The following is an 18,937-nucleotide window of genomic DNA, read 5'->3' as shown; positions in this document are numbered from 1 at the left end:
ACACAGGAACACACATCATGAAACATGCCGCATTCGCTCTGGCAGGGGTTGCACTGTCTCTTTCACTGGCCTGGTCTTCCGCCCAGGCTGCCGCCCTGCGCGTTGCTGCCGACCCGGTGCCACACGCAGAAATTCTCAACTACATCAAAAAGATCGACCCCAAACTGGATCTGCAAGTGGTAGAGCTAACCAGTGGCGCTAATGCCAACGAACTGCTGGCGAACGGCGACGTCGATGCGAACTATTTCCAGCATGTTCCCTACCTGAAGGATCAGGAAAAAGCGCTGGGTAAAACCTTTGCGGTGGCCGCGACGGTCCATATCGAACCTCTCGGCATTTACTCGCACAAATATAAAGATTTCAAATCGCTGCCCAACAACGCCACCGTAGCCGTTCCGAACAACGCGACTAACCTGAGCCGCGCACTATTCCTGCTGCAAGCTCAGGGGCTAATAAAGCTCAACAGTAAGTTCACCGACCCGGCAACTACGCTGGCAACGCCGAAAGATATTGCCGAAAATCCAAAGCATCTGAAGATCCTCGAGATCGAATCGCCGCAGATCCCACGCTCGCTGGATGATGTCGATCTGGCGGTGATTAACGGTAACTACGCACTGGAGGCCGGGTTAACTCCTGCAAAAGATGCGCTCGGTCTGGAGAGCGCGAGCCACAACCCGTATGCCAATATTCTGGTCACCAATCCACAGTTAGCTAACGATCCGCGCATCAAAGAGCTGGCGAAAGATCTCACTTCGCCGCAGGTGGCGGAGTTTATCCGTAAGCAATATAACGGCTCGGTGATCCCGGTCGCGCCGCAGTCATGATAGAGATTGAAGGGCTGAGTAAAACCTATGCCGGAACAGGCCGACCGGCGCTGAAAGAGGTCTCGCTGAGCGTACCAAAGGGGGCGATTTACGGCATCCTTGGGCGCAGTGGCGCAGGCAAAAGCACGCTGATTCGCTGCCTTAACTTGCTGGAGCGGCCCACGGCGGGCCGCATTATTGTCAACGGCAACGACATCACGCAATTAGACAAAGCGGCATTGCGCGAGCATCGACTACGTACCGGCATGATTTTCCAGCACTTCAATTTATTACATGCGCGCACGGTGGCCGACAACATCGCCGTGCCGCTCGAAATCGCCGGCGTCGCAAAAGCGCAGCGTCAGGCGCGGGTCGAAGAGCTGCTCTGGCTGGTCGGGTTGAGTGAAAAAGCCGATGCCTTTCCCTCGCAGCTTTCCGGTGGGCAAAAACAGCGCGTCGGTATCGCCCGCGCGCTGGCGACAAGGCCTGACGTGCTGCTGTGCGATGAAGCCACCAGCGCGTTAGATCCACAAACCACCGCCTCCGTGCTTGAGCTGCTGGCTGATATCAATCAAAAGCTGAAACTTACCATTGTACTGATCACCCATGAGCTGGAAGTGGTGAAAACCCTGTGCGATCACGCCGCGCTGCTTGAAAACGGCGAGCTTATCGAGAGCGGAAAAATTGCTGATTTACTGGTCGCGCCGTGGTCACAACTGCGCCAGGCGCTATTGCACGATCCGAAAGCCGAACAGGCGTTTTTAGCCCGCCATGGTTTTAGCGGGAGGCCGTTATGCGTGGTCGCATGAGCTGGGACGATCTCTGGCCGCTGCTGCTTAACGGCACGCTGGAGACAATTTATATGGTTGGGCTGGCGGCCTTTTTCACCGTACTGATCGGTTTGCCCGTCGGCGTACTGTTATTTGTCTCCCGCGGCAACGGGCTGGCGCCAATGCCAAAACTGAATGCCTTGCTGGGTGCGGTGATTAACTTTGGCCGCTCGCTACCTTTTATTGTGCTGCTGATTGCGCTCATTCCCTTTACCCGCGCGCTGATTGGCACCACGCTTGGCAGCACCGCTGCCGTGGTGCCGGTTACCATCGGCGCGTTTCCCTTCTTCGCACGGTTAACGGAAAACGCGCTCGATGAAGTAGATTACGGGCGTATTGAAGCGATTCTCTCGATGGGCGGCAATCTGTGGCATGTGATTGCGAAAGCACTACTACCGGAGGCGTTACCCACGCTGCTGGCAAGTATTACGCTCACTATCGTCATGCTGATTGGCTTCTCGTCGATGGCTGGCGTAATTGGCGGCGGCGGTCTTGGCGATTTGGCGATTCGTTATGGCTATCAGCGGTTTAACGATCAGGTGATGATCGGCACGGTAGTGATTCTGGTGGCGCTGGTTCAGGGGGTACAAATGGCGGGCGACAGGCTGGTGCGCCGCCTGGCGCACCGACGATAAGGTTACTCTTGCGCCGCTTTGCCCACCAGCAAGGTGGTCAGCACAAACGACAGGACAAGCGCGATGATCACACCTGAAACCGCAAAGACAAAGTACGGGCCAATATAGGCCGGCAGGCTGAAAATGCTCGACAAAATATAGCCATACAGCCGCACGCCGAAGAAGGCGATGAACGCAGAAGCCAGCGAGCTTGCGACGGTGGCGGCGATAAAGGCTTTTTTGTAGCGCGTCAGTACGCCAAACAGCGCCGGTTCCGTGATCCCCAGCAGCGCGGAGATAGCCGCCGACAGCGTAACGGTTTTGTCCTGACGGTTTTTACTCAACCGCCAGATAGCAAACGTTGCCCCGGCAATCGCCATGTTTGCCATAAACATCATCGGCATCAGCATGTCGTAACCGCGCTCGCTAAAGTTCTGTAAGGCAATCGGCGTCATCGCGTGATGCATCCCGGTGAGGATCGCCACCGGGCGAATCGCGCCGACAATCAGCCCGGCAAAACTCGCCGACACGCCAAACAGCCCTTCTATAAACCACGCCAGCGCTTTGCCCAGGTAAATACCAATCGGGCCAATCACCACCAGCGCCGCCAGCGCGCCGAGAAACAGCGTCAATGTTGGAGTAAAGACCGTTTTCAACACATCGGGCATGATGCTATCGACCCAGCGATGAATATAACTCAGCGCGAGGATCGAGAAGATAACCGGGATGACGCTGGCCGAATAGTTAAACACCGACACCGGCAGCGCGTTAAGCAGCCAGAATGCGCTGACCGCACCATCCTGATGGGCCGCCAGCGCTTTTGCCGCCTCAATCAGCGACGGGTACATCAGGCAAGCGGCAACCGCCGCCGCGAGGTATTCATTGGTCTTGAATATTTTCGCCGCCGAAACCGCAAGGAAAAACGGCAGGAAATAGAAAACACCGCTGGCGATAAGATCGATAACCATCACCGTATCGCTTTTCGCCGACACCACTTTTAGCGCAATCAACCCGGCCAGCAGCCCTTTGATCATCCCCGCGCCAGCGATAGCGGGCACAATCGGCCCAAACACGCCAGATACCGTATCCATAAACATCGATACCAGGCTTTTGCGCGCTTTCCCCTGCCCTGCGGTTTGCTCTGGCGCGTTGCCCAACATAGCCAGCAATTGTTCGTACCAGCTATTCACTTTTGGGCCAATGACAATCTGGAACTGGTCACTTTGCAGTTGCGCGCCCAGTACACCCGGCAATTTTTTAATTTCATTCTGATCCACTTTGTCATCGTCGATCAGGTCAAAACGTAGGCGTGTCATGCAGTGCCAGACGTTGTTGATATTATCCCGTCCGCCCACCAGGCGAATAATATTGCCGATGGCTTCTTGCGTCCCCATAAAAACTCCTGCCGGATGTGTTGTCGTTTTAATCATTGCCACAAATGGTAGAGAAAGCCCAATCTTAAAACAAACCAATAAAATATGAATTGCGTCACAATTACCAATTAACAAGCCATAAAAACACAACAAACCTTAAATTGGTTTGGTTTTTAATTAAAAACAAAAGCAATAACTGACCAAAAAATTTATTCCACAAAACAGTTTACCTTTCGCCAAAATTAGGGCGAAGATAATAGCCCTCACTCGCTTATCTCACGTTGTAAAGGAGCTCCCGTGACGCCCACGCTTATCCAGAATATCGAATGTTTTATCACCCGGCCTGACCGCCACAACCTGGTGGTGGTGCGGGTGACAACCGATAAAGGCATCACAGGACACGGTTGCGCCACGTTTCAGCAACGCCCGCTGGCGGTAAAAACCCTCGTCGATGAATATCTAAAACCTCTGCTGATTGGCCGCGATGCCAACCACATCGAAGATCTCTGGCAAATGATGAACGTCAACGCCTACTGGCGTAACGGCCCGATCATGAACAACGCCATCTCCGGCGTTGATATGGCGCTGTGGGATATCAAAGGTCAGTTGGCGGGTATGCCGCTGTACCAGTTGCTCGGCGGGAAATCACGTGATGCCATTGCCGCTTACAGCCATGCCAGTGGCGAAACGCTGGAAGCATTATTCACCGCGGTTGATAAGCTGGCGGCTCAGGGCTATCGCCATATTCGCTGCCAGCTCGGTTTTTATGGCGGGACGCCTGCGCAACTGCATACGCCTGAAAACGCCACGACCGGCGCCTATTTTGATCAGCAGGAGTACATGACCAACACCGTGGCGATGTTTAAAGCGTTGCGGGAAAAATATGGTTATCGCCTGCAGATCCTGCACGATGTTCACGAGCGCTTATTCCCGCAGCAGGCGGTGCAGCTAGCGAAGCAGCTTGAGCCGTATCAGCCTTATTTTATTGAAGATATTCTGCCGCCAGCGCAAAGCGCCTGGCTGGGTCAGGTGCGCCAGCACAGTAGCGCGCCGCTGGCGATGGGCGAGCTGTTTAACAACCCGGCAGAGTGGCACGAGTTGATTGTCAATCGCCGCATCGATTTTATCCGCTGCCACATTTCACAAATTGGCGGCATCACACCGGCATTAAAACTGGCGATTCTGTGTCAGGCATTCGGCGTACGACTGGCCTGGCACGGGCCGGGAGATATGACGCCCATTGGTGTAGCGGTGAACACGCATCTCAATATTCATCTGCATAATGCGGCGATTCAGGAGTACATCCCCCGCTCCGCCGGCACAGACGCGGTTTTCCCTGGTGCACCGGAAGTTAAAGATGGATTCATTTATGCACCGGAAAAACCGGGCATTGGCGTGAGTTTTGACGAGCTGCAAGCGCTGGCACACCCAGGAGTCTATCGCCCGCATGAGTGGACGCAAAGCCGCCTTGCCGACGGCGCCATCCACACGCCGTAACGTTAGCCGCCGCCCTGGCGGAAGGTGAGGTTTTCGCGGTTATGCGGAATGACATACGTGCAGGTGTAGTTGATATCAATAATGTCGCTGATCTCATACACCTGCCCGCCTTCCAGGATGCCGCGGTTACTGATGTGCATTGCCGGGCTGCCCTTTTTACATCCCAACAGCGCCGCCTGTTCGCGACTCACGCTCACCGCCCGGTAGGTGGTCAGCAGATGTGAAATCCGGTAGCCTTTGCCCAGCACATACTGCTGGATAGAACGCTCAATGACCTGCTGGTTGAGATCGGCAAACCCTTCCACCGGCATGCGGGAAATCTCAATCTGTATCGCTTGTTCGTCGACAAACCGCAAGCGGCAAAACTGCCAGATAAAGCTCTCCTCGTTCAGGCCAAAGATTTGCTGTTCATCGCGATCCGGGCGCTTTTTATGCAGGCTAATCATGCGGAAACGGATCTGATCAAAACGCTTTTCAGTGATCGAGTTGTAAACCAGCGGATTGTTGCGCGCCTGCTCGTTAATCCAGATGCCGGAACCCTGCACAATATTCACCACACCAATACTCGCGAGTTTTTCCAGCGCCTGTCGGATGGTAAAGCGCGAGACGCCATACTCCTGAGCCAGTTGTCGTTCAGGCGGGAGTTTGCGCGGGCCAGGCGCACTGATTTGATAAATTTTGCTTAGCAAATCCTGGGTCACAAACTCTTTTTTCTTCATCCTTTCTTTCCTGAAAGAAAACAATCGCTGCCGCGTGTTATAACATCAGCGGCTAAAAGATACTCCTCGTTTATCAGTATCAAAGAAGGATTTTTGATCATGACCAACCGACGACTGATGAGTCTTGCGACAGTTGCTCTGGTGCTCGCCATTTTCCTGCCGGTGAGCCTGAGTATCTGGATGAGTCACCGCCAGGCTGAAGAAAACTTTATGAATGATCTGGATGCGTACTCTACTCTGGCCGAAATGCGAACCCAACGCGTTATCAACCAGAGTAAAGCCGCGCTTCGTGAGCTGGATGCCTACGATGGCGCGCCCTGTACAGCAGAACATTTGTTGGCAATGCGGCGTATTTCTTATTCATGGCGCTATGTACGTGAAGTGCTGTATCTGGACGGGCTGCAACCGCTCTGCTCATCACTGCAAGCCGATAGCCATATTCCGCCTTTCCCCGCCCCCGGGAAGATCACCTCCGATGGCTTTCGCGCCTGGCTAACTCGTCATAACGATCTGGGTCTGGCGAAATATATGGTCGCGATCGGCAGCGCGCATTATGTGGTAATGGTCGATCCAACGTCGTTTATCGATATTTTGCCGCATGGCACTTCCCCCGTTTATATCGCGCTTATCAATACCAAAACGCACCAGCGCATTGCCGGAAGCCCCCGGCTGACTGCGGCCAGGTTGGCACAAATAAACCAGCAGGGGCCCACGCGCATCATGACCAACGGCGAGGTCTACCGGATCCAACGGGATGCGGACATGGGGCTGGCAATTGTCACCTGGATGGCGATTGCGCCGCTGGAAAAAAACTGGCACCGATTATTGATGGTTTGGTTGCCACTCGGTTTGCTGGTAAGCCTGCTGCTCGCGTTTGTCATGTTAAGGCTGCTGCGCCGTTTGCATTCACCGCGCGCGCAGTTGCAGGACGCCATTCACGGACGCGAAATTACTGTTTTTTTTCAACCCATTGTCGAGCTTGATAACGGCAAGATAGTCGGCGCTGAGGCGCTGGCACGCTGGCGGCAGAAAGATGGCAGTGACCTTGCGCCTGATATTTTTATTCCCCTGGCAGTGCACAGCGGCTTGATGCCGCAGCTGACAAAACTGGTGATCGAAACCGTGTTTTCCACCCTCGGTTCCTGGCTGCATCAACACCCGGATCAGCATATTTCGATTAACCTTGAGCCTGCGGATCTGCTTGATCCCACCCTGCCGGATTTGCTGGCGCGTTTGATCGCCCACTGGCAACTCTCGCCATCACAAATCGCCCTTGAACTTACCGAACGCGGTTTCGCCGATCCAGCGGTGAGTGGCCCGGCAATCAGTGCGCTACGCGCCGCCGGTCACGCGATTTACATTGATGACTTTGGTACCGGCTATTGCAGCCTGAGTTATCTGCAAAATCTGGATGTCGACATCATCAAAATCGATAAATCGTTTGTTGATGCGCTGGAGTACAAAGCCGTGACGCCGCACATCATCGATATGGCAAAAGCGCTCAGGCTGGCGATGGTGGCGGAAGGCATTGAAACCGAAGGCCAGCTTCAGTGGCTAAAGAAGTATGGCGTGGAATACGGCCAGGGCTGGCTCTACAGCAAAGCGCTGCCGCCTGACGCGTTTATTCTTTGGGCGGAAAACAACCTGCACGCCGCCTAGTTTTGCTACGGTTAAAAGTGGTTTAACACGCGGAGGAAGCATGATGAAAAAGCAATCCTGGCCGCTGCATGATGTCCGGCACTGGCTGGAACCCGGACCGGTGGTGCTGCTCAGCAGCCACTGGCAAGGGCAAAACAATATTATGACCCTCGGCTGGCACACGATTCTGGAATTTTCGCCGTCGCTGGTTGGCTGCATGATCTCAGCGGGGAACGCCAGTTTTTCGCGCATTCGCCAGAGCGGTGAATGTGTGATTAATCTGCCGGAAGCCAGCATGATTGATACCATTTCACGCATCGGTAACTGCACCGGCGATGACGTCGACAAGTTCGCGGAATTTGGCCTGACAGCAGAAAAGAGCGACAAGGTCAGCGCACCGTCGATAAAAGAGTGTTTCGGGCAGTTCGAGTGTCGCCTCTACGATGACGCGATGGTGGATAACTATAACTTCTTTATTTTTGAAGTGGTTGCTGCGCGGGTTAACCCCCAGCCGGAGTGGCCGCAAACCCTGCACTATGTCGGTGGGGGCGTATTCCGTACAGATGGCGACGTGCTGGAACGCAAGGCACTGTTTACCAAAGTTTCCTGAGCGGCCACTTATTCGTCAAGAATGGGAACGAAGCCCCCGTAAATCATGCGCTTGCCATCAAAGGGCATCTCGTTGCCCAGCTCGCGCATCCGCGGATCAGCCATGATTTTTTGATTCGCGGCGTCGCGTATCTCTTTTGACGGGTATTCAATCCAGCTGAAGACTACCTCTTCGTTGTCTTCAGCTTTCACTGCCATGCGAAAATCGGTGAAATTGCCGTCGGGAACATCGTCCGCCCAGCATTCGACAATTCGCATGGCGCCAAACTCTTTAAACAGCGCGACAGACTTCGCCGCTAACTGGCGGTAGGCCTCTTTTTTATCCGCCGGTACGGCAACCACAAAACCATCAACATACTTCATGAGTTGACCTCCGAAGTGGCCGTGCGGCAGGACAGCCCCACCGCATCAGGCCCGATAAGTTTAGTCTTGCCGCCAGCAAAAGGCGTAACGCACCTTGTCCGTGTTGAGAATAAACTCCGCCGACACACTTGGGCTCCAGGAGTCATCGCCGCCAACGCCCATATGGAACGCATCGACATGCAACCAGCAACCGGCCTCTTCATGCAGTAAATGGTGATGTGTGGTTTCGCGCAGTTGCTTATCGCTGTATCGCCCCAGCGAAAAGTGGAAATCGCCGTCCAGTCGATGCGCGCCATAGCGCAACATGCGCGTATCACAACGCAGGCCGTTCTCGCCGGGGAAAATATAGGGCGTATGCAGCGCGGCAAGCGGCAATGTCCACAATCCCTGGCGCGCTGCCAGTTTACGGTCGGGGTAGTTTTCATACGGCCCTAACCCTAACCAGCTTGCCTGTGCATGGTGTTCTGCGAGCTGGCAAACCAGGCCAACACGCGCCGGTGGCGGAATATCGGTTGCCACCTGCACCTCCACATCACCGTGCAATACACCGTCGCTATCAATGCGCCAGCGCTTGTGGCTGATAAAAGCCGTTTTTCCCGCGCCTACCCAGCAATGGCCCGTATGAATAACGACTTCCGCCGCCCCCTCTTCCGCCTCGCAATAGAGCAACTGTGCGTGCAGGTCATACATGCCAGCCGCTTTCCAGCGCTCCACCCAGGCATTGGGATCAATACGCGTCACTTCGCTGATACCGATATCGTTATCCAGCGGCGCACGGGCAAAACAGTCCGTTAGCGGCGTTAACAGTGTTGGTTGATCATCGCGCCACCACTGCACCAAGTGGCCGCTTTGGCGACAGAACTGCCAGCGCTGGTGACCTGCGCTGACTGTGTAATCCTGCGCGCTCGTCTGCAACGAAGGGCGCGCACCTCTTGCCACGCGCGGCGCGCTATACAGCGGTGCAGGTAAACGCCACTGATCCCACGCGCAAAGATGGTCCGCCGCCGACCAGCGAGTTGCCGCACGCTGGAAAACATCCACATTCAGCCACACTTCCCCTGGCGCCGCATGCAACTCAGGGAGCGTAAGCGCAATTTTCTGTTTTCCTTGCGGTGCGATATCAAGTGCGGTTTCTCCCTGCGCCAGTACTTCGCCATCTCGCTCCACACGCCAGCGCAGGAACTCATTATCGGTGGCGCGGAACAGGTATTCACTCTCCACCTCAATAACCAGCGGCTGCGTACTCAGCAAGCTGAACTGGAAAAATTGCTGGGCGCGCTGCGCTTCATACAGCGCCGGATGCGGTGTGCGGTCCGGGAAAACCAGCCCATTCATACAGAACTGTCGGTCATTTGGTGTATCGCCAAAATCGCCGCCATAAGCCCAGAACGGTTGCCCGTTCTCGTCCGTTTTCGTTAGCGCCTGGTCGACCCAGTCCCAGACAAAACCGCCCTGCAAGCGCGGCGCGGCGCGAAAGGCCTGCCAGTATTTGGCAAAGCCACCAAAGCTGTTGCCCATCGCGTGGGCGTATTCACATAAAATCAGCGGACGGTTTTCATCCGGCAAACCGATCCACTTTTTGATTGACCATTTCGGCACCGCCGGGAATGGCTGATCCTGGTCAACGCGTGCATACATCGGGCAAACAATATCGGTTGCGGCGGTATTCGCCCCGCCACCTTCATATTGCACCGGGCGCGTCGGATCGGTGGTTTTCAGCCAGCGATAGAGCGCATCGTGGTTCGCGCCATGCCCAGACTCATTTCCCAGCGACCAGATGATGATTGATGGATGGTTACGATCGCGTTGCACCATGCGGGTTACGCGTTCGCTCATTGCCGGCAACCAGAGCGGATCATCAGCGAGGCGGCTCATCGGTACCATACCGTGGGTTTCGATATTGGCTTCATCCACTACATATAAACCGTATTCATCGCACAACTGATACCACAGCGGGTGGTTAGGATAGTGAGAGCAGCGCACCGCATTAAAGTTATGCTGTTTCATTAGCTCAATGTCGCGACGCATAGTGGCTTCATCTATCGCCTGCCCGTTTTCCGGGTGGTGCTCGTGGCGGTTAACGCCACGGATCAGCAACGGTTTACCGTTGAGTTTCAGCAAGCCGTTGCTGATTTCAACCTGGCGGAACCCGACATTACAGGCTTCCACCTCCAGGATATTTCCCTGCGCGTCGAGCAGTGTGAGCGTCAGGCGATAAAGATGCGGCGTTTCGGCGCTCCACAACAACGGGGAAGCCACCGGCAACGTGACGTTCAGGCGCTCCGCCCAGCATCCGCGCTCATCAACCACTGCACTACCCGGCGTTTGTTGCGCTTCGGCAACTTTCTCTTCCCCTTGCCATAAAACAAAAGCGACGCGGCAATCGGTAAAATCGCCTTCAAGCCGGGTATTAACCTGCAACTGCGCGTGAGTCAGCTGCGCATTTAACTGCGTAACATGATGAAAATCGGCAATCCGCGTGGCCGGTTTATGTTGCAAAGCGACATCGCGAAAAATGCCGCTCATCCGCCACATATCCTGATCTTCCAGGTAGCTACCATCACACCAGCGCAATACCATCACCGCCAGCCGGTTCTCGCCGGCCTTGAGCGCGTGGCTCAAATCAAACTCTGCAGGCAGGCGACTGTCCTGGGAGTAACCGATCCATTGCCCGTTACACCACAGATAAAAAGCCGAGTTCACGCCATCAAAAACAATACGGGTTTGCCCGTGCGTCAATTCAGCCAGGCTCACTTCAAATGTGAGCGAGTAACAACCGGTCGGGTTTTGTTGCGGTACAAACGGAGGATTTACCGGAATCGGATAAGTAACGTTGGTATAAATCGGCGTATCGAACCCCTGCATTTGCCAGTTTGAAGGGACTGGCATTGCTACCGCATCGGCACAATCATCTTCGATCCACTCCGCCGGCACTGCTTCAGGCGCAGCGAAAAAACTGAATTGCCATTGACCGTTCAGTAAGCGACGTGCAGGCGATGGCGCGTTGTCGCGCGCAGAGGCTTCATCGCGCCAGCTGCGCATCGGCGTATGCGCCGCTAAACGGTGCCAGTGCGTGAGGACCGGGTTTTCCCAGTCGCGGCGGGAGAGAATCGAATTTAACGCGGAAGCGGACATAAAAACCTCATTTTGCGAAGCGCTCACAATTAAAGGCACAATGACGCATTTTTCACCACAGGTAAAGCGGGTAGCAGGATCAAAGCGAAGGGGATCACAAAAGTGTTAACGGCGATCCAGCATCGCTACCTGCTGCGCCAGTTCGCTTAAGCGTCTGGCAAGGGTTTCACCGCTCAGTTTCTGTTGTCGGGCTGGCGCAGTGGAGTGGCGTTCAATAAGCATCACCGGCAACCGCGTTTGACCAGTGACATCGCCCCGGGCTGACGGGCTGAGTAGCCAGTCGACGCTTCGCTCCCCGGCCTCTTTAAACGCCTGACGGATAGTGGTGAGCGGCGGGGAAAACCAGGCGCTGTCGGCAGTATCGTCATAGCCCACCACCGAGATCTGCGCCGGCACAGCAATCCCTTTCTCGACGCAGGCGCGGATAACGCCAAGCGCCATCTGATCGTTTGCCACCAGCACCGCGTCGGGTAGCTGACTGCCCGCGAGCAAACTGTGCGCTTTTTCATAACCGGAAGCCGCGCTCCAGTCACCGTACGCGCTGGCACAAGGCGTTAGACCCGCCTGCTGAAGTGCCGTCAGCCAACCGGCAAAGCGGGTGCGCGCGGAAACCGAGGTCTGCGGCCCGCCGAGTAACGCAATCTGACGGTGCCCCTGCGCCAGCAAATGTTCTACGCCAAGCCGCGCACCTTGCATGGCATCAAACACCAGGCTGTTCACCGCCGCCGTCTCGCCAACATCCAGAAACAACACGGGCGTGGGAGCCGCCTGCGCCGCGAGTTGCTGCGCCAGCGCATCATCAAGCGGCACGTTGATCAACACGCCCTCAACGCGCTGCGCCAGCAACTCCTGTAAAGCGGCAGTGCAACTGGATGCATCGTGCTGCTCCAGCATAGAGATGATCACACTGGCAGCAGCCTGCCCGGCGCGGGATTTTACCGCCGACGCGATTTGCGATGGCGCATGCAACGCCAGATCGGTCGTCAACAAACCGAGCGTTTTCGTGCGTTTACCTGCCAGTTGCTGAGCACCGCGATTGGGGATGTAATGCAGCTCCGCCATCGCGGCGAGCACTTTCTCACGCGTTCTTGTAGAGACATGCGCCGCATCGTTAATCACGCGCGAAACGGTCTGGTAAGAGACGCCCGCATGGCTGGCGACATCATAAAGAGTGATGGTTTTCATAGCGCTTCCCGGCTGCAAACAGTTTTCCAGTATACCCGGTTTGCAGGTCAGCGCCTGTGAGCGCTTCGGAGAAAAAACCAGACGGGACTAAATACAATCGAAGAATAATTTGTGGGAAAAGAAATAGCGACGAGCCACAAAAGGCTCGTCGGAAACATCATCCGTAATGTGCATTTGAGATGGTTACGTATTTTTATTATGAAACCACCATCACATTTTTTAATGCAATTAAAATGACAGTTTCATGACAAATACATTACTGCTGACGTGGGATTGGGAAGCCTTTTATCGAAATAATAAAGCTGCGCCCTTCTTTTTTAATTTTCGCTCCGGCGTCACACCAGTCTGATGCGATGCGAAAAAACTCATCACTTCCGATATTCCAGTCCAGACGAACTTGTTTGACAAAACCTGAGCGCAGCATCTCGCAGGCCTCGCCATAGTTGCTGGCGGTTGATAGCAGTTGTTGGTTCATTTTTTCTTCTTCAGAAGTTTACGTAACGCTTTAATTTCTTTAGGAGTTAACGGAGTAGAACTCTCTTCTTCGGTATGCTGGTTGTCAATGTCGTCTTCCGATACTCCCGCCTCTTCCGCAGCCTGAAAAGCCAGCAGCAACAGCTTTTCTGTCGCGGTACCGAGATTTTCACTATTTACTTCTGCGTAATCACGAAGTTTCTCTTTTAGCGCTTCATCAATTTTGACGTTTAATACAGCACTGGCCATGATTATCCCTTCTTGTGTGAATAAACATGCTAATTAATACACGAACTTATGGAACTGATCCAGAAATATATTTCAGAATTATAACAACTTAAAAAAACCCTAGATTAATCTGCCTGAGAATTATGACAAAAAGATTAAATTAATATTTCAGTAAAATGACAAATAAACCAGCGTAAATAAATATATCGACAATGAATTTTAAATATCCTGCCAGCCGTCTCAGGCTGACAGGTTTCAGCGGTGAAGATTATTCCATTCGTCGCGGGTTATCTCCCATAGCTCGGTGTCCAGTTCCCCGGCCACATATTGCCCCTTCTGGCGGCGAACCAGCCGCATTCCGCTACGTTCAGAAATCTTTTTCGAACGGGCATTCGTCACAGCTTTCGGTGCGCGCAGCACATCGCGATCGAGCACATTGAACCAGTAATCGTTCACCGCATGGCAAGCTTCCGTCATATAACCCTGCCCTTGCCACTCCGGTGCCAGCCAGAAACCCCGGTTATTGTCTGGCGTACTCATTAAGCAAATAACACCCATCAACTCTGCCGGGTCTGCTTTGCGACGCAGCGTCCAAAACCAGCCCTCCCCTGCGCGGTTTGCCGCCAGCGCAACGTTATCGACATAATGTTGCGCTGCACCGTCCGGGTAGGGCCAGGGCACACTGGCAATCAGGTAGCGCACAATTTCCCAGCGCGGAAAAATACGCTGAATGTGCGTGGCATCTTCCGATGCCAGCGGCTTGAGAAGTAGTCTTGCGGTTTCGAGCTCGGGTGTTGTCATTGACCATACTCCTTTGCAACGCCAACGGATGTTGTTACACCAGAATCCCCTGGCCGTTTTATAAAGTAAACCGCCAGTTTCACACCAAAATTGAGGGGATGAATGGCGCAGCGCACCGCATTTAATACACAGTTATAGCGCGGGCTCGCTTTGTGGCTCAGGCTTTAGCGTCGGTTTCTGACGAAACCACGGCAGGCAAAGCTGGATCAACGGGCCAATCGCCAGCGCGTAAACCACCGTACCCACGCCAACGGTTCCCCCCAGCAGCCAGCCGATAAACAGCACAGAAACTTCAATCGCCGTACGGATAGTACGCACCGACCAGCCCGTGCGCGCATGAATACCGGTCATTAACCCATCGCGCGGCCCGGCACCAAACCCCGCGCCAATATACATTCCGGTCGCGATGGCATTCACCGCCACAGCGCAAACCAGCAAAGTGCCGCGAGCCACCAGCGAATCCAGCACCGGCATCAACGACAGCGCGGCATCGGCGGCAAGGCCTAATACAATGACATTACTTATCGTTCCCAATCCGGGCCGCTGGCGCAGCGGGATCCACAACAGCAGCACCAGCGCACCGGTCACGATCATCACCGTACCAATATCCAGCGATAACAGATTCATCACGCCAAGGTGAAAAACGTTCCACGGATCCGCGCCCAGATCCGCGCGCACAAACATGGCGGTGGAAACGCCGTAAAGAACCAGGCCTATGTAAAGTTGAATTAATCGACGCAGCATTGTTTTTCTCCGGTTGTTCAGGCTTTAATCTTTACCGGAAATGGCCTTATTATTAATGTCCAGTTTTAAAATAGTGGACTGTATATGTCATCACGCCGCCTGGGTAGCCACTCTTTACACCGTCTGTTGGGACACTGGCAACAACCCGCTTCCCGTACGCCTCTATGGCGACAACTTGCCGACGCGCTGCGTCTGCTGATCCTTGACGGCAGACTGGCAATTGAGACACGCCTTCCCGGAGAGCGTGAACTGGCCTCAATGCTTGAGATCAGCCGCACAACGGTTGCCAGCGCACTCGCACACTTGCGTGATGAAGGTTATTTGGAGAGCCGCCACGGCAGTGGTTCGCGCGTGATCCTGCCCGACAGCCGGGCGATCCCAACGCTTAGCACGGCAGGCACAGCGCTCGATCTCTCCACTGCCGCGCTCAGCGCTGGCCCTGAAATCCACCAGGCTTATACCCACGCGCTGGCGGCCATTCCGCCCTATCTTTCTCGCACCGGTTACGGGCAATTAGGTGTGCAGGCGCTGCGCGAAGCGATTGCCGCGCGATACACCGCTCGCGGCTTGCCGACGCATGCTGATGAAGTGATGGTGGTCAATGGCGCACTCAGTGGGCTGGCGCTGGTTCTGCGTATGCTGACCGGTCCAGGCGATCGCGTGGTGGTCGATCATCCGACCTATCCGCTGGCGATTGCCGCCATCCAGGGCGCGTCGTGCAGGCCACTTGGCGTGTCCTTGCCGCAAACGGGCTGGGACACTGACGGTTTCGCCGCGACGCTGGCGCAGACCGCGCCACGGCTGGCGTACTTAATGCCTGATTATCACAACCCAACCGGCCGCTGTATGGATATCGCCACGCGGCAGGCCATCGTTAGCGTTGCCGCGCAAGCGCGCACCACCCTGGTGGTCGACGAAACGATGGTTGATTTGTGGTACGAGTCTCCGCCGCCACCGCCAATGGCGGCGTTTGATAGTAGCAGCACGGTCATTACGCTCGGTTCGGCGGGGAAAACGTTCTGGGGTGGGCTGCGTTTAGGGTGGATCCGCGCTTCATCGCGAACTATTGCCACGCTGGTACAGACGCGCGATACGCTGGAACTTGGCTCACCACTGCTGGAACAACTGGCAACACTGTGGTTGATGGAGAATGCAGAAACTTTCCTGCCCGCGCGTCGTGACATGCTCAAAGCACGACGCGATGGCTGTGCGGCGTTGCTGCGGGAACATTTCCCCGACTGGCGTTTCTCGCTGCCGGAAGGCGGCCTCTCTTTCTGGATAGAGCTGCCCGATATGCTGGCAACGCAGTTTGCCGCGCGCGCGGAAACGATTGGTATCCATCTCGGCGCTGGCCCGCGTTTTGGGCTGACGGGAGCGTTTGAGCGCTATTTGCGCATCCCTTTCGCGCTGGATCCCAGTGAGCTGGAAAATGCACTGCTGCGACTGAAACCGTTGTGGCTGGCGCTTCGCGAAACGCAAGCGCCATTAAAACGTAGCGTGGTGTAAAACTCAGGCAGCAGGCGGCGTCAGCGGTTTTATCGACTGGCTGTTAACCCAGCCAGTGGTGCTTTTTCCTGACTCGTTAATAAACTGGATCTGTGTCCAGCCTTTCTCGGTTTTCAGCACACCGACAACATCATCTTTGACAATCCACGCCTTGCGACGCGTGCTGACATCCGGTGTGCTGCTGAGATAAACCCGCTCATCAACCACTTCGGCGAGAGAAACCCACTGTGTCGACTGGGTTTTACTCAGTGCAATCCCCTCGTTGATTTGCGGCACCATCACATTCATGCAGCCGTCATGGTTTTGCCCGTTCGCAATCTTCAATGTCACGCCGTCCGCTGTGGCAGAAATATGTCCCGGCAGCACATCAGAAGACCAGCTGGATATTTCCGCTTCTCCGTTCGGAGACACGTTACCCGCCAGCGCAAACGCGCAGTTTCGCGTCACGCCAACACCCATCGTTTCAGAGTAGTAGCCCGTGACCTGCCCGGAGGGGGAGACCGCCAGTTGCAGCTCTTCATAAACTCCCGACTGCAACGTGGCGGCAAAAGGTGCCGCCGATACCGATAACGTCACTGCCAATACGATGTTGCGCATACTCCTTGCCCTTTTATCAGAATTATTTTTGCGGCTACAGCGTACCGTTTCTGCATAAAAACATCACCAGTGAACCCACGCGTTTTCCCCCACCAAAAAAGGTAAAAAAAAGCTAAGGTTGAAAGACCCGTTTGATTTGCTCTGTGAGGGAAGCGATGTCGGAAAAATTAATGGCGCAGTGTCACTGCGGCGCGGTGGCGTTTTCTGTGCAACTTTCGGATGGTTTTAACACCGTGCGGCGCTGTAATTGCTCTTTTTGCCGAATGCGCGGCGCTGTTGCCGTGTCGGCCCCGCTATCGGGCATTGAGGTTGTTAAAGGCAAGGAAAAATTGACCGAGTATCGCTTTAACACCGGCACCGCCGTGCACTATTTTTGCTCGGTATGCGGTATCTATACGTTTCACCAGCGGCGATCTAACCCGGATCAATACGGCGTGAATGTGGCCTGCATTGAAGGAGTCTCGCCCTTCGATTTTGCGCAAATTCCGGTTTCAGAAGGTATTCATCACCCTTCGGATGGCGGAAAAGATGGCATTGCGGGGTATTTGCGTTATTCACGCGAGTAAGAAAACAAGGGGAGCAGAATTGGGTGGGGGCCCTGCCAGCTACATCCCGGCACACGCGTCATCTGCCCTGGCTGCTTCCTTCCGGACCTGACCTGGTGAACAGAGTAGCGTTGCGGGAGAACCAACAGAGCCCCCATTGAGAGCGTTGTTAACCAACGCGCTGGCGCATTATCCCTATCCGGGATGGCAATTGCAAGCCGCGCCGGGGCGGATGCTGGTTTCTTGCGCAATCCTCTCTTCACAGCACACGATTCGCTGTTTATGCTGCCTCTTCTTCGTTCAGGACATCAACATCACAATGGATACACAGGACTCTTTCCCGCAGCGGGTGTGGCAAATCGTTGCCGCCATACCCGAAGGCTATGTCACGACCTATGGTGATGTGGCGAAGCTGGCTGGTTCACCGCGCGCGGCGCGCCAGGTGGGCGGCGTGCTGAAACGCTTACCAGAAGGCAGCACGTTACCGTGGCATCGGGTAGTGAATCGTCATGGTTGTATCTCGCTGACCGGGCCGGATTTACAGCGTCAGCGTCAGGCGCTACTGGCGGAAGGCGTGGTGGTGTCGGGGAGTGGGCAAACCGATTTACAGCACTATCGCTGGATTTATTAAGGCTCCTCCCGGCCGGGAGGAGCACAGTCACATTAGTACTGCGTCGGCGCCGGTGTCGCTTCCGACGGGTTTACCTGAGTCGGAGAAGTAGAAGGCACCGTGGTTGCCGCCCCGCCACTTTGCTGCAGCGGCACAGCGGTTTGCTGTACCGGCACCAGCGTCAGGTCAACTTTGGTACCGCCCTGGTTGATAACCGGCTTAACCGTATCGGTAATAAAGACGATTTTGTCGTCAATGGTAATCGCCGCGCTCAGCAGGATGCGGGCGTTCGGCTGAATATCCGCCGGGTTAAATGGCAGCACAAAGCTAAACGGTGACTGTTTACCTTCAGTACGGACGGCTTTCTGCGCCAGCACTTTCGACGGCGCATCTGCCTGCGAGGCATCAGAAACCGTCACTGTGAGTACCGCATTTGGCGGCAGCGCCACTTTCTGACGGATCCAAACCGTACCCGAAACATTCGGTTGCGTGATCGCCGGTTTATTTGTTGCCGCAGGTGCATTTGGGTTAGGTGCAGGTGTCGGAATATCGCCGCCCTTTTGGGCGCAGGCAGACAGCGCGACCGCGACTGCTAAACCACTTAACATGTGCACGAGTTTCATTGATTTCTCCTTATCTTCAATGCACCGGCAGGCGTTTCGCCCG

Annotated in this window: 20 protein-coding genes and 1 other RNA gene; 9 read left to right on the top strand and 12 right to left on the bottom strand. The window is 55.0% G+C overall.

What is annotated here, in order from left to right; translation table 11 throughout:
- Positions 1–17: 17 nt before the first annotated feature.
- The 3 genes from ACFX4U_RS11635 to ACFX4U_RS11625 are packed head-to-tail and all read left to right on the top strand — an operon-like array spanning position 18 to position 2,268.
- Positions 18–824, top strand: coding sequence for a MetQ/NlpA family ABC transporter substrate-binding protein (locus ACFX4U_RS11635; RefSeq protein ID WP_305736921.1), 807 nt, complete (start codon positions 18–20; stop codon positions 822–824).
- Entirely contained in the window at positions 821–1,612 is a 792-nt protein-coding gene (locus ACFX4U_RS11630; RefSeq protein ID WP_349350614.1) for an ATP-binding cassette domain-containing protein, read from the top strand. The genes ACFX4U_RS11635 and ACFX4U_RS11630 overlap by 4 nt, the downstream gene beginning before the upstream one ends.
- Positions 1,609–2,268: a methionine ABC transporter permease gene (locus ACFX4U_RS11625; protein ID WP_305737640.1), complete on the top strand. Its 660-nt coding sequence runs from the start codon at positions 1,609–1,611 to the stop codon at positions 2,266–2,268. The genes ACFX4U_RS11630 and ACFX4U_RS11625 overlap by 4 nt, the downstream gene beginning before the upstream one ends.
- Before the next feature lie 2 nt (positions 2,269–2,270).
- Here ACFX4U_RS11625 and ACFX4U_RS11620 read toward each other — a convergent pair whose 3' ends face one another.
- Positions 2,271–3,641 carry a PTS transporter subunit EIIC gene (locus ACFX4U_RS11620; RefSeq protein WP_313506449.1) on the bottom strand — a complete coding sequence of 457 codons (1,371 nt, stop codon included), beginning with the start codon at positions 3,639–3,641 and terminating at the stop codon, positions 2,271–2,273.
- A gap of 276 nt (positions 3,642–3,917) precedes the next feature.
- Between ACFX4U_RS11620 and ACFX4U_RS11615 the strand changes: the two genes are divergently transcribed.
- On the top strand, positions 3,918–5,117 hold the full coding sequence (locus ACFX4U_RS11615; RefSeq protein WP_313506448.1) for an enolase C-terminal domain-like protein: 1,200 nt from the start codon (positions 3,918–3,920) through the stop codon (positions 5,115–5,117).
- 2 nt (positions 5,118–5,119) lie between these two features.
- Here ACFX4U_RS11615 and ACFX4U_RS11610 read toward each other — a convergent pair whose 3' ends face one another.
- Complete coding sequence (locus ACFX4U_RS11610; RefSeq protein WP_313506447.1) at positions 5,120–5,836, bottom strand: GntR family transcriptional regulator; 717 nt, start codon at positions 5,834–5,836, stop codon at positions 5,120–5,122.
- Positions 5,837–5,935: 99 nt separating this feature from the next.
- Here ACFX4U_RS11610 and ACFX4U_RS11605 point away from each other — a divergent pair, with 99 nt between their 5' ends.
- Together ACFX4U_RS11605 and ACFX4U_RS11600 are read left to right on the top strand one after the other, a co-directional pair.
- The gene (locus tag ACFX4U_RS11605; protein WP_313506446.1) at positions 5,936–7,495 is read left to right on the top strand and encodes an EAL domain-containing protein; all 1,560 of its coding nucleotides are present in this window, start codon (positions 5,936–5,938) and stop codon (positions 7,493–7,495) included.
- Between the two features lie 43 nt (positions 7,496–7,538).
- Positions 7,539–8,084, top strand: coding sequence for a flavin reductase family protein (locus ACFX4U_RS11600; protein ID WP_313506605.1), 546 nt, complete (start codon positions 7,539–7,541; stop codon positions 8,082–8,084).
- Between the two features lie 8 nt (positions 8,085–8,092).
- On the opposite strand, the gene ACFX4U_RS11595 is transcribed toward ACFX4U_RS11600, so the two are convergent.
- The 7 genes from ACFX4U_RS11595 to ACFX4U_RS11565 form a co-directional block, all read right to left on the bottom strand.
- Positions 8,093–8,446: a DUF1428 family protein gene (locus ACFX4U_RS11595; RefSeq protein ID WP_313506445.1), complete on the bottom strand. Its 354-nt coding sequence runs from the start codon at positions 8,444–8,446 to the stop codon at positions 8,093–8,095.
- Between the two features lie 60 nt (positions 8,447–8,506).
- The gene (locus ACFX4U_RS11590; RefSeq protein ID WP_313506444.1) at positions 8,507–11,581 is read right to left on the bottom strand and encodes a beta-galactosidase; all 3,075 of its coding nucleotides are present in this window, start codon (positions 11,579–11,581) and stop codon (positions 8,507–8,509) included.
- 105 nt (positions 11,582–11,686) lie between these two features.
- A complete protein-coding gene (locus tag ACFX4U_RS11585) occupies positions 11,687–12,766 on the bottom strand; it encodes a LacI family DNA-binding transcriptional regulator (RefSeq protein ID WP_305736927.1) in 1,080 nt (359 codons plus the stop codon).
- A gap of 256 nt (positions 12,767–13,022) precedes the next feature.
- A complete protein-coding gene (locus ACFX4U_RS11580) occupies positions 13,023–13,241 on the bottom strand; it encodes a hypothetical protein (protein WP_313506443.1) in 219 nt (72 codons plus the stop codon).
- Positions 13,238–13,489, bottom strand: coding sequence for a hypothetical protein (locus ACFX4U_RS11575; RefSeq protein ID WP_313506442.1), 252 nt, complete (start codon positions 13,487–13,489; stop codon positions 13,238–13,240). Before ACFX4U_RS11575 ends, ACFX4U_RS11580 begins: the two co-directional genes overlap by 4 nt.
- Before the next feature lie 234 nt (positions 13,490–13,723).
- Positions 13,724–14,269: a GNAT family N-acetyltransferase gene (locus tag ACFX4U_RS11570; protein ID WP_313506441.1), complete on the bottom strand. Its 546-nt coding sequence runs from the start codon at positions 14,267–14,269 to the stop codon at positions 13,724–13,726.
- A 132-nt stretch (positions 14,270–14,401) separates the two neighbouring features.
- Positions 14,402–15,013, bottom strand: coding sequence for a hypothetical protein (locus tag ACFX4U_RS11565; protein ID WP_313506440.1), 612 nt, complete (start codon positions 15,011–15,013; stop codon positions 14,402–14,404).
- An 84-nt stretch (positions 15,014–15,097) separates the two neighbouring features.
- Between ACFX4U_RS11565 and ACFX4U_RS11560 the strand changes: the two genes are divergently transcribed.
- Positions 15,098–16,519: a PLP-dependent aminotransferase family protein gene (locus ACFX4U_RS11560; RefSeq protein WP_313506439.1), complete on the top strand. Its 1,422-nt coding sequence runs from the start codon at positions 15,098–15,100 to the stop codon at positions 16,517–16,519.
- A gap of 3 nt (positions 16,520–16,522) precedes the next feature.
- Here ACFX4U_RS11560 and ACFX4U_RS11555 read toward each other — a convergent pair whose 3' ends face one another.
- Positions 16,523–17,116, bottom strand: a complete 594-nt coding sequence (locus ACFX4U_RS11555; protein ID WP_313506438.1) for a hypothetical protein — start codon at positions 17,114–17,116, stop codon at positions 16,523–16,525.
- A gap of 155 nt (positions 17,117–17,271) precedes the next feature.
- On the opposite strand from ACFX4U_RS11555, the gene ACFX4U_RS11550 reads away from it, so the two are divergent.
- Positions 17,272–17,682 (top strand): GFA family protein, encoded by a 411-nt coding sequence (locus ACFX4U_RS11550; RefSeq protein WP_313506437.1) that lies wholly within the window; start codon positions 17,272–17,274, stop codon positions 17,680–17,682.
- Positions 17,683–17,712: 30 nt separating this feature from the next.
- Here ACFX4U_RS11550 and ffs read toward each other — a convergent pair.
- An RNA gene (gene ffs / locus ACFX4U_RS11545) (signal recognition particle sRNA small type) lies at positions 17,713–17,809 on the bottom strand.
- Between the two features lie 171 nt (positions 17,810–17,980).
- On the opposite strand from ffs, the gene ACFX4U_RS11540 reads away from it, so the two are divergent.
- On the top strand, positions 17,981–18,292 hold the full coding sequence (locus tag ACFX4U_RS11540) for an MGMT family protein (protein WP_313506604.1): 312 nt from the start codon (positions 17,981–17,983) through the stop codon (positions 18,290–18,292).
- A gap of 32 nt (positions 18,293–18,324) precedes the next feature.
- Here the strand turns inward: ACFX4U_RS11540 and ACFX4U_RS11535 are convergent, their stop codons facing one another.
- Complete coding sequence (locus ACFX4U_RS11535) at positions 18,325–18,894, bottom strand: YbaY family lipoprotein (protein ID WP_200552965.1); 570 nt, start codon at positions 18,892–18,894, stop codon at positions 18,325–18,327.
- Positions 18,895–18,937: the final 43 nt, after the last annotated feature.

The organism is Kosakonia sp. YIM B13588 (assembly GCF_042788165.1).
Classification (GTDB): domain Bacteria; phylum Pseudomonadota; class Gammaproteobacteria; order Enterobacterales; family Enterobacteriaceae; genus Kosakonia; species Kosakonia sacchari.
This window is presented reverse-complemented; position numbering and strand designations above follow the sequence as displayed.

Bases quoted from the DNA above. Each gene is read 5' to 3' on its own strand.
- ACFX4U_RS11635 (WP_305736921.1), top strand. From the start codon at position 18: ATGAAACATGCCGCATTCGCTCTGGCAGGGGTTGCACTGTCTCTTTCA.
- ACFX4U_RS11630 (WP_349350614.1), top strand. From the start codon at position 821: ATGATAGAGATTGAAGGGCTGAGTAAAACCTATGCCGGAACAGGCCGA.
- ACFX4U_RS11625 (WP_305737640.1), top strand. From the start codon at position 1,609: ATGAGCTGGGACGATCTCTGGCCGCTGCTGCTTAACGGCACGCTGGAG.
- ACFX4U_RS11620 (WP_313506449.1), bottom strand. From the start codon at position 3,641: ATGGGGACGCAAGAAGCCATCGGCAATATTATTCGCCTGGTGGGCGGA.
- ACFX4U_RS11610 (WP_313506447.1), bottom strand. From the start codon at position 5,836: ATGAAGAAAAAAGAGTTTGTGACCCAGGATTTGCTAAGCAAAATTTAT.
- ACFX4U_RS11605 (WP_313506446.1), top strand. From the start codon at position 5,936: ATGACCAACCGACGACTGATGAGTCTTGCGACAGTTGCTCTGGTGCTC.
- ACFX4U_RS11600 (WP_313506605.1), top strand. From the start codon at position 7,539: ATGAAAAAGCAATCCTGGCCGCTGCATGATGTCCGGCACTGGCTGGAA.
- ACFX4U_RS11595 (WP_313506445.1), bottom strand. From the start codon at position 8,446: ATGAAGTATGTTGATGGTTTTGTGGTTGCCGTACCGGCGGATAAAAAA.
- ACFX4U_RS11590 (WP_313506444.1), bottom strand. From the start codon at position 11,581: ATGTCCGCTTCCGCGTTAAATTCGATTCTCTCCCGCCGCGACTGGGAA.
- ACFX4U_RS11585 (WP_305736927.1), bottom strand. From the start codon at position 12,766: ATGAAAACCATCACTCTTTATGATGTCGCCAGCCATGCGGGCGTCTCT.
- ACFX4U_RS11580 (WP_313506443.1), bottom strand. From the start codon at position 13,241: ATGAACCAACAACTGCTATCAACCGCCAGCAACTATGGCGAGGCCTGC.
- ACFX4U_RS11575 (WP_313506442.1), bottom strand. From the start codon at position 13,489: ATGGCCAGTGCTGTATTAAACGTCAAAATTGATGAAGCGCTAAAAGAG.
- ACFX4U_RS11570 (WP_313506441.1), bottom strand. From the start codon at position 14,269: ATGACAACACCCGAGCTCGAAACCGCAAGACTACTTCTCAAGCCGCTG.
- ACFX4U_RS11565 (WP_313506440.1), bottom strand. From the start codon at position 15,013: ATGCTGCGTCGATTAATTCAACTTTACATAGGCCTGGTTCTTTACGGC.
- ACFX4U_RS11560 (WP_313506439.1), top strand. From the start codon at position 15,098: ATGTCATCACGCCGCCTGGGTAGCCACTCTTTACACCGTCTGTTGGGA.
- ACFX4U_RS11555 (WP_313506438.1), bottom strand. From the start codon at position 17,116: ATGCGCAACATCGTATTGGCAGTGACGTTATCGGTATCGGCGGCACCT.
- ACFX4U_RS11550 (WP_313506437.1), top strand. From the start codon at position 17,272: ATGTCGGAAAAATTAATGGCGCAGTGTCACTGCGGCGCGGTGGCGTTT.
- ACFX4U_RS11540 (WP_313506604.1), top strand. From the start codon at position 17,981: ATGGATACACAGGACTCTTTCCCGCAGCGGGTGTGGCAAATCGTTGCC.
- ACFX4U_RS11535 (WP_200552965.1), bottom strand. From the start codon at position 18,894: ATGAAACTCGTGCACATGTTAAGTGGTTTAGCAGTCGCGGTCGCGCTG.